This window comes from Mycobacterium asiaticum (genome assembly GCF_001668675.1).
GTDB classification, from domain to species: Bacteria; Actinomycetota; Actinomycetes; order Mycobacteriales; family Mycobacteriaceae; genus Mycobacterium; species Mycobacterium asiaticum_D.
Map to the genome: position 1 here is coordinate 57,408 of NZ_LZKQ01000331.1, position 13,127 is coordinate 70,534.

Consider the following 13,127-nt stretch of genomic DNA (forward strand, 5'->3'; position numbering starts at 1 on the left):
CTCAGTTCCCCCGCTTGAAGGGAACGATCGTGGGCAGGGTCACTCCCGGCGGAAGTACGAAGTGGCCCTGCGGATCAATGTGGCCGGAGTTCCTGCCCGGGATCGGCAGTGCCGGGTCGGGGCAGAGCCGGTCGGTCCCGTCACCACAGATGCCCATGGTGAAGTAGGAGCGCTCCAGCAGATCTTTTGGCCAGGACTCGGCGTGCAGGGCGAACCATTGCGCGGGGATGTTGTAACAGACGAAGAAGAACATGCTGCATGCGGCGAAAATGGCGAGAAAACGGGTGATTTGCTGTTTGGCGAACCCGCCGCGGATGTCTTCGGTCCCCCGTTCGACGAAGGTACGGCCACGATCGTCGGTGAAGTAGCGCAGCGCGCACAGGCCCGCCTGCACGCCTCCCCACATGAGCCCTTCGTAGACCGGCCACTGGTAGTAGGTGCCGGCGTTGATCGAGAGTGCCTTGATGGCACCGGGATAGGTGAACAGTCCCATCGGCATCAGAAACAAGCCCTCGATGACGAAGTCGAAGAAAAAGGTCCAGACGATGAGTACACCGATCAGCTTGACGTTGCTGATGTTCGGCCAGCGCACCTTGGCCCGGCGCATGACCCAGCAGCCAAGCATCGTGCAGAGCAGCACCCCGAACGAGTAACCCGGCGCATTCATCAGGATGGGTTCGGCCATCATGCGGCCCGGCTCACCGAAGGAGACCCAACCGGGAATGTCCTGCACCCAGGAACCGCGGTTCCACATCCAGGTGTTGTAGGTGCTCCAGGTGTTGAAGTAATTCAGCAGAGGGTCCTGGAAGAACAGCAGGCCGCAGGCCACCAGCAGCATGCCGTCCAGGGTGATAAGCCGCTCTCGGCGCCACGGCCGAATAATGAAGTGCCACAGGCTAAGTGGTAGTCCGACGATAATCACACCGGTCCAGGTGAGCAGGATCGCCTTCATGTACATGGGCGGATCGCTGGGCCCAGTGGGCACTCGCTCGAAGTTCGGTCCGGTGATCCACCGGATCCACACATAGAGCTGGAAGGCCAGGATGGCGCCCCCGATGACCGCCCAGATCCGGACGGGCTTCAGCGACGGCTGCACCCGGCCGGCGGACAGCGCATCGATGCTCGACAAACTGCTCATGACGCGTCTCCCTCCCGATGGGCACGGTCTCCACCGGCTCGGGAACAGTAACCGCGCCGGACGCTAATATACCAATCAGTATCTCAGTAACCAATGGTTCGCCAGGATTCTGTGGCACAATTTCACCCATGGTCGAGCGGTGGACGCGGGAACGGCGCCTTGAGCACACCCGGTCGCTGCTGCTTGACGCCGCCGAAGAGGTCTTCGCCGAGAAGGGTTTCATGGCAGCGTCTCTCGATGACATCGCCCATGCCGCCGGCTACACCAAGGGCGCCATCTACAAGCACTTCGCCACCAAAGAAGAGCTGTTTCTGGCCGTCAACGACCGGTACTGGCGCCGGTATTTCGACAACTTCGCCGAAGTGATGTCGACGGCGACACAGATCGGGGCGCGTGAGCTGGACGAGATCGCCGAACGCTGGCGCCAACTCGGTCGCGACCGCGGCGCCCTGCACGCCGCCCTCGGCCACGAATTCACGCTCTATCTGCTTCGGAATCCGGACGCGCGCGAGCGGGTGGCCGCAAAGCGCACGGAAGTCGTTGACGCGCTTGCGAAATTTATCATCAAGGGGATCGAGCGGCTGGGCGGGGGCCTGCTGATCCCGCCCCTGACATTCGCTCACATACTCGTTGCGACCACCAATTCGATCGAATTGGTAAGCCAACTCGATGATGCCGACCTCTACCGGCCAATCCTGGATCTGTATATGTCCGTCATCAAACTGCCGTCAGCCGCAAAGCGCTGACCGCCGCTTAACCTCGCGGCTCAAAGGGAACCGTCCTGGGCAGCGTCGCGCCCGGCGGCAGGACCAGCCTTCCGTCCGTGTCAATGTAACCGGACCGCTTGGTCGGCACCGGCACAACGGGATTCGGGCAGGGCCGGTCGGTCCCGTCACCACATATGCCGCCGATGAGGTACGAACGCCGCTGCACATCCTCGGGCCACGGGTCGGCATGCATGCCGAGCCATTGCGCGGGAACGTTGTAGAAGAGGAAGAAGCAGGCGCTGACCCCGCCGAAAATGGCGAGGAAGCGGACGAACTGCTGGGGCGCCACCCCGCCGGGAACACTGTCCAGACCCCGCTCGACGACCGTGCGGCCGCGGTCATCGGTGAAATAACGCAGGCAACAGAGCGCCGCCTGAACACCACCCCACATCAACCCTTCGTAAACCGGCCACTGGTAGTAATGCCCGGCATTGAGCGAAACCGCCCGGATAGCACCGGGATACGTGTAGAACCCGATGGGCAGCAGGATGCAGCCCTCCATCACCAGATCCAGCACGAAGGTGCACGCATAGGTCACCGCGATCAGCCGCAGGTTGCTGATACTGGGCCATCTCGCCTTGATTCTGCGCATCACCCAGCACCCGACGATCGTGATCAGCAGCACGCCGTACGCATAACCCGGGGCATTGGTCAACAGCGGCTCGGCGACCTGCCGGCCAGGCTCCTCCGGCGAGACCCAACCCGGGATATGCGACGACCACGAACCGCGGTTGAACAGCCAGGTGTTGTAGGTGCACCAGGTGTTGAGATAGTTCAACAGCGGGTCCTGGAAAAACATCAAACCCATTGACAGAAACAACATCCCGTCGAGGGTTATCCGCCGCTCGCGCCGCCACGGCCGGATGAAGAACCACCACACAGCGAGCGGCAGACCGGCCCACAGGATGATCGCGTTGGCCAGCAGTGGCACCTTCATGTACAGCGGCGGATCGCTCGGGCCGGCGGGGACCCGCTGGAAGTACGGTCCGGTGATCCAGCGGAGCCACACGTACAACTCCAGGATCAGCACCGCGCCACCGACCACTGCCCAGATACGGACCGCTTTGACCGAGGGCTGGGCCTGACCACGCTCGGGGACTGCATTGATCGATTCGGTGACTGTGGTTGCGCTCTCGACTCGTTCGCCCATGGCGTCGTCCCCCTCTACTCGCGCGGCAACCCCGCGAATATACCAGTGAGTATCTGACCGACGAACAAGAATCTGTGGCCGCAGCCGGGCGGCCGGTTAGCCTCGTACATGCTGAAGATCGGCGTCCAGATCCATCCGCAGAACACCACGATGGCTGCGTTGCGCACGGCGTGGCAGGGCGTCGACGACATCGGCGTCGACAGCCTGTGGACCTGGGATCACTTCTTCCCGCCGTTGTACGGATCCCCCGATGAGGCCCATTTCGAGGGCTGGCAGATCCTCGCCGCGATGGCCGTCACCACCGCCAAGGTCAACCAGATCGGCATGCTGGTGACCGGCTGCGGCTACCGCAATCCCGACTTGTTGGCCGACATGGCCCGCACCCTCGATCACCTCTCGAGAGGACGCGCCGTGCTGGGCATCGGATCGGGGTGGATGGACAAGGACGAAGTCGAATACGGCTTCCCGCTGCGAACCCCCGCCCAGCGACCCGACCTACTGGCCGAGGCGCTGCCGCGCATTCGGCGCCGCATCGGCCTGCTGCGGCCGGGCCCTATCGGCCCGCTGCCAATCCTGATCGGCGGCAACGGCGAACGGCGCACCCTTCGACTGGTGGCCGAGCATGCCGACATGTGGAACGGCTACGGCGACGCCGAGACCATCCGCGCCAAGAATCGGGCCATCGACCGGTGGTGCGCGGAGATCGGCAGGGACCCACGCGAGATCGAGCGCACCGTCTGGATAGAGCGGGTTGATGCCGAACTCATCGAATCCCTCGCCACAGCGGGTGCCGACCACCTGATCCTGGGCCTGCGGGCGCCCTACGACCTGCAATCGGTCGAACGCCTGGCGGCGGCCCGCAGCGTTTAGCCCCGGTCGGCACGGGTATGCGATTGTCACCGGCGCACAGCCCAGCGCGCCCTTCAGACTCCGCCACTCATGGAGGTGTGTTCGGCATGTCCGAAATGATCGTTCAGACCCCTGACGAAGTTGTCAGCTTCCTCAAAGCCCAGCATGACCTGATCGAGGACATGTTCGACGAGGTGTTGCACGCGTCGGACCCGCGAGCCCGCGAGAAGCCGTTCATCGAGTTGCGTCAACTGCTCGCCGTGCACGAGACGGCCGAGGAGATGGTGGTGCACCCGCGGCTGCGCAAGGAAGCCGCCGACGGCGACGCGATCGTCGAAGCCCTGCTGCATGAAGAGCACGAGGCCAAGACGTTGCTGTCCAACATCGAAAGCCTGGACGTCACGTCGCAGGAGTTCGTGACCGAGTTGAGCAAGCTGCGCGACGCCGTGCTGGCCCACGCCGAGCACGAGGAACTCGAAGAGTTTCCCAAGTTGCAGAAAGAAGTCGACGCCGATGACCTCAAGCGCATGGCGGCCGCGGTCAAGGCCGCCGAGGCCATCGCGCCGACCCGGCCGCACCCGGGCGTGGAATCGGCGAAGCTCAACCTCGCCGTCGGGCCGTTCGCGTCGATGCTGGACCGCGCCCGTGACCTGATCAAGCAAGCAATCGGCTAGGAGCATTGATGAGTTCACCCGAACCGCGTGAAGAGCAAGACCAGGACCAGGCCGCGCAGGCCGCCGAGACCGCCGACGATGACAGCGTCGTCTCGCCGCCGGCGTACCCCGCGTACTCCGTCCCCCCGCCGGAGGGGCTCGCGGGTAACGAGGACGGCTGAGCCAACCTGGATACTCTGGACCAAGTGAGCGTCACACCCGATATCGCCGTCCCCCTGCAGGACCGCTTTTCCCGCGAGCTGCCGGAACTGGCGGTGCCCTGGAAAGCCGAGGTACCGCCGGATCCGCGACTGCTGGTGCTCAATGAGCCCCTGGCCGTCGAACTCGGCTTGGATCCCGCCTGGTTGCGCAGCGGCGACGGACTGCGGTTTCTGGTGGGCAACCTGGTGCCCGAAGGGGCGGCGCCGGTGGCGCAGGCCTACGCCGGCCACCAATTCGGCGGTTACGTGCCGCGACTGGGAGACGGGCGCGCCCTGCTGCTCGGCGAGGTGACCGATACCCACGGGCGGCTGCGCGACATACACCTCAAGGGTTCGGGACGTACGCCGTTCGCCCGCGCCGGTGACGGCCTGGCCGCGGTGGGACCGATGCTGCGCGAGTACATCATCAGCGAGGCGATGCACGCGCTGGGTGTGCCCACCACACGGTCCCTCGCGGTGGTCGCCACCGGACAACCGGTCGAGCGCGACACGGTCCTGCCGGGTGCCTTACTGGTCCGCGTCGCGAGCAGTCACCTGCGCGTTGGTAGCTTCCAATATGCCTCCGCGACAAGAGATATCGAGTTGCTGCGGCGGCTGGCCGACCATGCCATCGCACGCCACCACCCGCACGCCGCCGACGCCGAACGCCCTTACGTCGCACTGTTCGAGAGCGTCGTGGCGGCCCAGGCGTCGCTGGTGGCGAAATGGATGCTGATCGGGTTCGTGCACGGTGTGATGAACACCGACAACGTGACGATCTCCGGGGAGAGCATCGACTACGGACCGTGCGCCTTCATGGAGGCCTACGACCCCGACACCGTTTTCAGTTCGATCGATTACTGGGGGCGCTACGCCTACGGCAACCAGCCCACCATCGCCCAATGGAACCTGGCCCGGTTCGCCGAGGCACTGCTCCCGTTGTTCTCCGAGGACCCCAATCAGGGAGTCGTGTTGGCGGAGAACGCGTTCGGCGGCTTCCAGCACTACCAGACCGCGTGGGAATCGGGCATGGCCGCCAAGCTGGGCCTGGCCACCGACAAGGCCACGCCGCTGATCGACGAGCTGCTTACCCTGCTGCAGGAAAGCCACGTCGACTACACCTCGTTCTTCCGCCACCTCGGCGGCGCCGCACGTGGTGGCGCCGAAGCGGCGCGCGGACGCTTCGTCGACCCCGCACGCTTCGACGACTGGGCGACGCGTTGGCGGGCGCTGGGTCCCGACGCCGAGCTGATGGATCGGGTCAACCCGATCTACATTCCGCGCAACCATCTCGTCGAGGAAGCGCTGGCCGCCGCAACGGCGGACGACCTCGAGCCGCTCGATCACCTGCTCGACGCCATCACCGCGCCGTACACCGCGCGGCCGGGGCTCGAGCGCTACGCGGCGCCGGCGCCGGTGGATTTCGGCGTTTACCGAACCTTTTGCGGCACCTAGTCACGAACATGGCCGGCGTGTACCGCGCACCGCTGCGATCCCGCAGCGACGATGTCGACCCGCGTGCCACCTTGGAACATGCCCTCCGGAAAGGCTTGTGCGGCTTCGGACAACGGGTGCGCACGCCCACCGAAAGGGACCGTCTCGAACGCCGCGTGGCGCGCTTCGCCGAGGTGCCCGATGGGTCGTTCGTGTGGACGCGCGACCAGGATGGGTTGTACTGGCTCGGCCGAATCGCCGGCCCGTACTTCTATGCCGACGACGATGACGCGGCCGCGGTCGATCTGGTGCACGTGCGGGGGTGCGACTGGCTGGCCGAGCCGCTGCTGGAACCGCAGGTGCCCGCCGCGGTCGTCGCCACCTACGGACGCGGCGGCCGCAACTTCCAGCAGACCCATCACCCGTCGGTCGGTCAAGAGACACAACGGATCTGGGACGCTAGTCGGTCGGCTCGGTAGTCCTCAGCGCGGCGGCGGCGATATTGCGGGCGCTGGCGGCCGCGGGGTATCCGGCATATCCGGCGGCGTGGTAGATCACCTCTTCGATCTCTTCGGCGGTGATGCCGTTGCGCAGCGCGATCGGGAAATGGACCTTGAGTTCCTCGCCGGCACGCAGGGCGATCAGCACCCCCAGGGTGACGAGGCTGCGGGAGCGTCGATCCAGTCCCGGTCGGGTCCACAGCGCGCCGAAAACGTGGGCGAGCGCGAGGTCGCCCAATTCGTCGGCGAAGCCGCCGGCCCGGGTCGACGTCAGGTCATCCGGGATCAGACCCGGCAGCATTTCGCGAAAGACGTTGAGCCCCTGAGTTCGCAGGTCGGTCAAGGTGGTGCCTCTCTATGCGTTGGGTTCGCGGGAGATCTGATAATCGATGAACGCATCCCAGTCCTCGACTCGGCGGCGCAACAGCTCACGCACGCTTGGATGCGAGGTCACGAAGAAGCGATTGGTCAGGATCGCCTCGACCACAAGCTCACCGACCGTTGCGGCATCGAGCAACTCGAACTCACCGGGCAACCGCATGGGCACACCCGAGCCGAAACTCGGCACATCGCGGGCGATGTTGGTCAGCACCGGACCCGGACAAAGCAGGGTGACACCAATGTTCTTGGGCCGCAGATAAATTGCCAAAGCCTCGCTTATCTGCACAATGGCGGCCTTGGTCGCTGCGTACGGCATCCGGTCGTAGGAGTAGGTGTACAGGCCTGCGAACGACGACGTATTGACGATGTGGCCCTCGGCCTGGTCGACCAGCACCGGCAGGAACGCGCTGTTGCTGCGGACGACGGACATGAGGTTGACCTCAATGATGCGCTGCCACTCCGCCACCGGAATGTCTTCGGGCAGACCATTGGTGAGCACACCGACGTTGTTCATCACGATGTCCACCCGGCCGAACTTCTCGATTGTCCAGTCGCGCAACGCTTCGAAGGCCTCCGGGACGGCGACGTCGGTCGGATAGGCGACCGCCGGCGTCCCATGACCAGTGATGTCGTCGGCGACGGCCGCGGTGGCGTCGCGGTCGACCGCCACGACCGACGTCCCGCGCCGCGATAACGCGCGAGCGGTGGCCAGCCCGATCCCGCTGGCGGCGCCGGTGATGACCGCGACCTTGTCCTGCAGCGTCCGCATCGGTTCGACCACCTATTTCTCGACCAGGACCTCGCCCTCGAGTCCATCCGGGTCGCGGAAGAAGACACTACGCACCGCGCCGAAATCGTTGACCGTGCCGTCACTGGCGCCGTGTTCGATCAACCGTTGCCGGATCGTCTCGAAACTCTCGGCCGACGCAGCTTGCAGACCGAAATGGTCCAGCCTTCCCCGTCCCCACATCGGTGTCTGACGGTCGGGCTCCGGATTGCCCTCGATGGTCACCACATTGAGTTCGGTGTGCGGCCCGATGCGGATCATCGTCATCGTCTCGTCGCCCTTCTCGCCGTGCGGCTTGGTCGGCCCGACCTCAGCCTCGAAAACCTCGGTGTAGAACACCCGTAACCGGTTGATGTCCTTGGCGACGAGCGCGATGTGGTTGATCCCGTTCAGTAGCACAGCCGCTCCTTGCGTTTCAGGTTGCCGACGCGGAACGGCGGTGCCGCAGAGATTGCACCAGGTGCACGATGGTCACCACCACGGCGCCGACGATTGATCCGATGACCGCCGACAGGCCGGTGTTGACCACCCAGGCCAGCACGCCGCCGATCGCGCCGCCGGCATCGTGCACCCACTGCTCGGCGTGGTGCACCCAGCCGTAGGGGGTGTGCCAGCCGACGTGTTCGCTCCCGGTGAGCAGGATGTGACCGCCCACCCAGAGCATTGCGGCGGTGCCGACCACGGAGAGCACGGAGAGCAGTTTGGGCATCCCGGCCACTAGGCCGCGTCCGATCACCTTGCCAAATCGGGACGATGTCTTGGTGAGGCGCAGCCCGACATCGTCCATCTTGACGATCGCGCCGACCACGCCGTAGACCGCGACGGTGATCACCAGCGCGACGATGATCAGGATGACCAGCCGCGGCACGAATCCCAGCTGAGCAACCTCGTTGAGCGCGATCACCATGATCTCGGCCGACAGGATGAAGTCCGTCCGGATCGCCCCGCTCACCACGTGATCCTCGTTCTCCGGCTCGGCGCCGTCGTGCTCGTGGCCGGCCAGGCTGCTCCAAACCTTCTCGGCGCCTTCGTAACACAGGTACGTCGCCCCGAGCATCAGGATCGGACTGAGCAGCCAGGGCGCAAACTGACTGAGCAGCATTGCGCCGGGCAGGATGAACAACAGCTTGTTGCGCAGGGATCCGAGCCCGATGCGCTTGATGATCGGCAACTCGCGCTCGGCGGAGATTCCCTCGACGAACTGGGGCGTCACCGCAGTGTCGTCGACGACCACCCCGGCGGCCTTCGCCGTCGCCCGTCCGGCCGCACCGCCGATGTCGTCCAGGGACGAAGCGGTCAGCCGCGCAAACAGCGCGACATCGTCGAGGAGTGCGAACAGACCCGCACTCATCGCGACTGCTCCATGGCGCTGGAGATTACTCGGATCACCACCGATCGGCCCATCACGCCGGCCTGCTGCCGATTTCCAGACCTGCCAGCGTGGAGGTGCCTTCGAAGATGGTGCGGCCCCATTCCCGCACCCGCAGGTGCAGGGTGCCGGCCAGGTGTTCGTAGTCGGTGTCGATGTTGCGCCGCTCGGCCGGCAAGGGCACCGGAAGCACATGCGGTCCGGCTGACGTGCCGTGCCCGTCGAGTTCGACACGATAGCGCGCGGTGCGCGCGACGATGTGCCAGCGCTGCAAATCGCAACTGGCTGACACCAGGGCCGGCGGAGTGAGTCGCAGCACCCGATCCTCAAGTCGCACAACAACTCCCGTCACATCGCGCTTCAACGGCCCCAACTCGAGCAGGCCGCCGGAGAAGGCCACCGAAACATCAGCATCGCTGAAATCGTGGGCCTGTCCCCACCACCAGCGCAACGGAAAGCCGGCTCCCCAGTTGCGTTCGCAGTACAGCGTGGCATCGCTGAAGGTCCACTTTTGGTCTTTGTGCGTCACCGTCCCGGACGCTTTACCGCCAAGCCGGTACGGGTGCCAGTACTGGTTCAGGAAGGGTACGGACGAGAACACACCGCCACCGCCGAAGGGTTTTGGCCACTCGTACGGCTCGTGGAACCTCAGGTCGACTCCGGTGTCACCGAGGGTCATCTTCAGCCGCTCGCGGCTCGCGTCGATGAAGTCTCCGCCCGAGTCGGCTCGCACCGAGAAGTGCCGTTGATCGGCCCGCACGCCGTCGACCGCCGCCGACCGCACCACCCCGCCGGGGTGCAACGCGATCGCCGCGGTCGACCAGTCCCCGCCCGGGTGCCGGTTCGCGCTGCACAGGGCGACCACCACCCGACCCTCGGCTGGGTCGGAGAGCCGCCAGAACCAGCCCTCCATCTCGGTTCCATGGGATGGGACCGGATCCCCGAACGGCACATCGGCGCCGCTTCGCCGATACAACGAGACCAGCTTGGGGATGACCCCAGAATTTGCCACCGAATCGACGAGCTTCACATCTCGTCTGGTACCCGCCACCCCCGGGGATGAACCCGTGCGTTCATTCACTTGCCGCCTGCTGCGGATTCGGCGAGATAGGCGACGATCGCATTGGTCAGCCCACGACGCGCCTCGTCGAGATCGGCATAGCTACCCAGCTGGCGTTCCGAGACCAGGCCGCGCATCGCGCCCGGGATCAGGGTGGCGACCTCGTGCACCCGCTGCGGGTCGACCTGCAGATCGGCGAACGCGTTCTGACAGGTGGCGTGCCAGCCCTGCCCCCACGAGCGCAGTTCGGCCGCGGTGCGCGGGTAGAGCCGGTCAAGTTCGCTGGGTTCCCGCGGCAGAGCCGCCCGCAGATTCTCGATGGCCCGCGAGTCGGGCGCGGTCAGCCCGTCGTAGAGGGTGTCGATTATTTCCGACACCCTGTCCCGCAAGGACGCTCCGGTGTTGGGGTTGGCGAACAGGTTGGCGCGGCGCTGCGCGGTGTGGTGCAGCACGGCCGCCCAGAAGCCGTCGGCATCACCGAACTGATACTGCACGGTTCCCCAGGTCACGCCGATCTGTTTGGCGATGCGGTTGGCCGATACGGCGCCCGGGTCCCCGGAGGCAAGCGCCGTCACCGCCGCCTGCAGCATGGCCTCGCGAGTGGCCAGCCCACGCCGGTTGGCCCTGCGCCCCGCGCTGTCCGCCACCGCCATTCGCGCATCGTAACGCCAAAATCCATGTTTCGTTGACTCCTTTATGAATTTTTCATAGAGTGTTTGATGATCAGACCGAGAGGACCGGCGGATGGCCAAGCCCCCTTTGTCGATGAAGCCAACAGGATGGTTCCAGGTGGCGTGGTCCGACGAGATCGGCATCGGCGAAGTTCACACCATGAAGTATTTCGACCAGGAGATGGTCGCTTGGCGGGCCGCGTCGGGTCAGCTCACGGTGATGAACGCCTACTGCGAGCATCTGGGTGCGCACTTGGGCTACGGCGGGAAAGTGGTCGGCGAGGTCCTGCAGTGCCCGTTTCACGGCTGGCAGTGGAGCCAGGAGGGACGTAACGTCTGCATCCCCTACCAGGACCGGCCGAACCGTGGCCGGCGGGTCCGCACCTACCCGGTGGTGGAACGCAACGAGTCGGTCTACATCTGGCACGACATCGAAGGCCGCGCACCATTTTTCGATGCGCCCGATGTGTTCACCAGCTTCGGCGACGGCAGCGGTCCCGCCGACTACTACCCGCAACAGCGACTGCTCCGGCAGGACCTGGAGCTGCACCCCCAGTACGTGCTGGAAAACGGGGTCGACTTCGCCCACTTCAAGTACGTGCACAGCACGCCGATCGTGCCGATATTCACCCGGCACGAGTTCGGCGAGCCGATCTCCTACGTGGATTTCACCATCACCTTCGAGGGTGACGATCAGCAGCGCATCGAAGACGTCAAGAGCGGTGTCGAGGCCATCAACGGCGGCCTTGGCGTCGCGGTAACCAAGAGCTGGGGGATGGTGGACAACCGCACCATATCGGCGGTCACCCCGGTCGACGAACGCACGTCCGACGTCCGATTCATGGTGTACATCGGCCGCGTCCCCGGCCGGGACGACGAGCGTGCGGAAGCCAAGGCACGCATGTTCGGTGACGAGGTGATCCGGCAGTTCGTCCAGGATGTGCACATCTGGTCACACCAGCGCTACTCCGATCCGCCCGCGCTGGCAACGGCGGAATACGAGGGATTCACCGCAATCCGCAACTGGGCCAAGCAGTTCTATCCCGACGGCAAGGACTCGACTCGATCCCTGGAAGGGGCCGCATCATGACGATCAAAGTCTTTCAGGTTGCCACCGGCAACGTCGGCTCGGAGATGATCAAGCGCATCGCCAACCACCCCGACCTGGAACTGATTGGCGTGCACTGCTATTCGCCAGAGAAGGTCGGCAAGGACGTCGGTGAGCTCGTCGGCCTACAACCGAACGGTGTCACCGCGACCGGCAGCATCGAAGAGATCATCGAAGCCCGGCCCGACGTACTCACGTTTCACGGCGTGTTCCCGGACGAAGATCTCTACGTGAAAGTCCTTGAAGCCGGGATCAACATCGTCACCACGGCTGACTGGATCACCGGCTGGCACCGTGACCGCAACCACCCCCACCATTCGGGCAAACCGGTCACCCAACTGCTGGCCGAAGCGTGCGCGAAGGGCGGGTCCACGTTCTACGGGACCGGGATGAACCCCGGGGTCAATCAAATTCTGGGCGTGGTGTGTTCGGCCGATGTCGCCGAGATCGAGAACGTCACCACCATCGAGTCGGTCGACGTGTCCTGCCACCACTCCAAGGACACCTGGATCGAGGTCGGCTACGGGCTTCCCGTCGACCACCCCGACATTCCGGGCAAATTGGAGAAGTACACCCGTGTCTTCGCCGACAGCGTGCTGATGATGGCCGATTGCTTCGACATCGAACTCGACGAGGTGAAGTTCGACTACGAATTGGGCGCCTGCACCAAGGATGTCGACCTCGGCTGGTACACGCTGCCCAAGGGCTCGCTGGGTGGCAATTACATCAAGTATCAGGGCATGGTGGCGGGCGTACCGCGGGTGGAGACGCATCTGGAATGGCAGATGACGCCGCACACCGACCCGAACTGGGATATCAAGGGCTGCTACATCACTCAGATCAAGGGCGACCCGTGCATCTACAACAAGCACATGATCTTCCCCAAGCCCGGCGTCGACCTGTCCAATCCCGACAACTTCGCCTCGATCGGCATGACGGTCACCGGACTGCCCGCGCTGAACTCGATCAAATCGGTTGTCGCCGCTCCCCCGGGACTGCTCACCAGTGCGGACCTGCCGCTGCGGGGGTTCGCCGGCCGCTTCAAGGTCTAGGGGTAGTC

General features: G+C 64.9%; 16 protein-coding genes. 8 read left to right on the forward strand and 8 right to left on the reverse strand.

The genetic code is table 11. From position 1 onward, the window contains the following. Position 1 precedes the first annotated feature (1 nt). Complete coding sequence (locus A9X01_RS27810; protein ID WP_065123785.1) at positions 2–1,138, reverse strand: spirocyclase AveC family protein; 1,137 nt, start codon at positions 1,136–1,138, stop codon at positions 2–4. Positions 1,139–1,266: 128 nt separating this feature from the next. Here A9X01_RS27810 and A9X01_RS27815 point away from each other — a divergent pair, with 128 nt between their 5' ends. After that, positions 1,267–1,884, forward strand: a complete 618-nt coding sequence (locus A9X01_RS27815; RefSeq protein WP_065123786.1) for a TetR/AcrR family transcriptional regulator — start codon at positions 1,267–1,269, stop codon at positions 1,882–1,884. 7 nt (positions 1,885–1,891) lie between these two features. Here A9X01_RS27815 and A9X01_RS27820 read toward each other — a convergent pair whose 3' ends face one another. Further along, complete coding sequence (locus tag A9X01_RS27820) at positions 1,892–3,055, reverse strand: spirocyclase AveC family protein (protein WP_065123787.1); 1,164 nt, start codon at positions 3,053–3,055, stop codon at positions 1,892–1,894. 108 nt (positions 3,056–3,163) lie between these two features. On the opposite strand from A9X01_RS27820, the gene A9X01_RS27825 reads away from it, so the two are divergent. The 5 genes from A9X01_RS27825 to A9X01_RS27840 all read left to right on the forward strand — a co-directional run bounded on the left by A9X01_RS27825 (position 3,164) and on the right by A9X01_RS27840 (position 6,670). Continuing rightward, entirely contained in the window at positions 3,164–3,925 is a 762-nt protein-coding gene (locus A9X01_RS27825; RefSeq protein ID WP_065123788.1) for an LLM class F420-dependent oxidoreductase, read from the forward strand. 86 nt (positions 3,926–4,011) lie between these two features. Continuing rightward, positions 4,012–4,578 carry a hemerythrin domain-containing protein gene (locus A9X01_RS27830; protein WP_065123789.1) on the forward strand — a complete coding sequence of 189 codons (567 nt, stop codon included), beginning with the start codon at positions 4,012–4,014 and terminating at the stop codon, positions 4,576–4,578. A gap of 8 nt (positions 4,579–4,586) precedes the next feature. Further along, positions 4,587–4,739 (forward strand): hypothetical protein, encoded by a 153-nt coding sequence (locus A9X01_RS30265; protein ID WP_155772323.1) that lies wholly within the window; start codon positions 4,587–4,589, stop codon positions 4,737–4,739. A 24-nt stretch (positions 4,740–4,763) separates the two neighbouring features. Beyond that, positions 4,764–6,212, forward strand: a complete 1,449-nt coding sequence (locus A9X01_RS27835; RefSeq protein ID WP_065123790.1) for a protein adenylyltransferase SelO — start codon at positions 4,764–4,766, stop codon at positions 6,210–6,212. A gap of 8 nt (positions 6,213–6,220) precedes the next feature. Next, entirely contained in the window at positions 6,221–6,670 is a 450-nt protein-coding gene (locus tag A9X01_RS27840) for a hypothetical protein (protein ID WP_065123791.1), read from the forward strand. On the opposite strand, the gene A9X01_RS27845 is transcribed toward A9X01_RS27840, so the two are convergent. Genes A9X01_RS27845 through A9X01_RS27870 form a run of 6 tightly spaced genes read right to left on the reverse strand, consistent with a single transcriptional unit; the run spans position 6,651 to position 10,941 of the window. Beyond that, the gene (locus A9X01_RS27845; RefSeq protein WP_065123792.1) at positions 6,651–7,034 is read right to left on the reverse strand and encodes a carboxymuconolactone decarboxylase family protein; all 384 of its coding nucleotides are present in this window, start codon (positions 7,032–7,034) and stop codon (positions 6,651–6,653) included. The two genes, A9X01_RS27840 and A9X01_RS27845, sit on opposite strands and share 20 nt — an antisense overlap. A 12-nt stretch (positions 7,035–7,046) precedes the next feature. Next, positions 7,047–7,841, reverse strand: a complete 795-nt coding sequence (locus tag A9X01_RS27850; protein WP_065123822.1) for an SDR family oxidoreductase — start codon at positions 7,839–7,841, stop codon at positions 7,047–7,049. A 12-nt stretch (positions 7,842–7,853) separates the two neighbouring features. Then, the gene (locus A9X01_RS27855) at positions 7,854–8,258 is read right to left on the reverse strand and encodes a VOC family protein (protein WP_065123793.1); all 405 of its coding nucleotides are present in this window, start codon (positions 8,256–8,258) and stop codon (positions 7,854–7,856) included. A gap of 16 nt (positions 8,259–8,274) precedes the next feature. Continuing rightward, positions 8,275–9,210, reverse strand: a complete 936-nt coding sequence (locus tag A9X01_RS27860) for a DUF808 domain-containing protein (protein ID WP_065123794.1) — start codon at positions 9,208–9,210, stop codon at positions 8,275–8,277. Positions 9,211–9,262: 52 nt separating this feature from the next. Continuing rightward, the gene (locus A9X01_RS27865) at positions 9,263–10,258 is read right to left on the reverse strand and encodes a tocopherol cyclase family protein (RefSeq protein ID WP_065123795.1); all 996 of its coding nucleotides are present in this window, start codon (positions 10,256–10,258) and stop codon (positions 9,263–9,265) included. A 47-nt stretch (positions 10,259–10,305) separates the two neighbouring features. Continuing rightward, positions 10,306–10,941 carry a TetR/AcrR family transcriptional regulator gene (locus A9X01_RS27870; RefSeq protein WP_065123796.1) on the reverse strand — a complete coding sequence of 212 codons (636 nt, stop codon included), beginning with the start codon at positions 10,939–10,941 and terminating at the stop codon, positions 10,306–10,308. Between the two features lie 91 nt (positions 10,942–11,032). On the opposite strand from A9X01_RS27870, the gene A9X01_RS27875 reads away from it, so the two are divergent. Both A9X01_RS27875 and A9X01_RS27880 read left to right on the forward strand, forming a co-directional pair. Beyond that, positions 11,033–12,049, forward strand: a complete 1,017-nt coding sequence (locus tag A9X01_RS27875) for a Rieske 2Fe-2S domain-containing protein (protein ID WP_065123797.1) — start codon at positions 11,033–11,035, stop codon at positions 12,047–12,049. After that, on the forward strand, positions 12,046–13,119 hold the full coding sequence (locus tag A9X01_RS27880) for an NAD(P)H-dependent amine dehydrogenase family protein (RefSeq protein WP_065123798.1): 1,074 nt from the start codon (positions 12,046–12,048) through the stop codon (positions 13,117–13,119). The genes A9X01_RS27875 and A9X01_RS27880 overlap by 4 nt, the downstream gene beginning before the upstream one ends. Positions 13,120–13,127 lie beyond the last annotated feature (8 nt).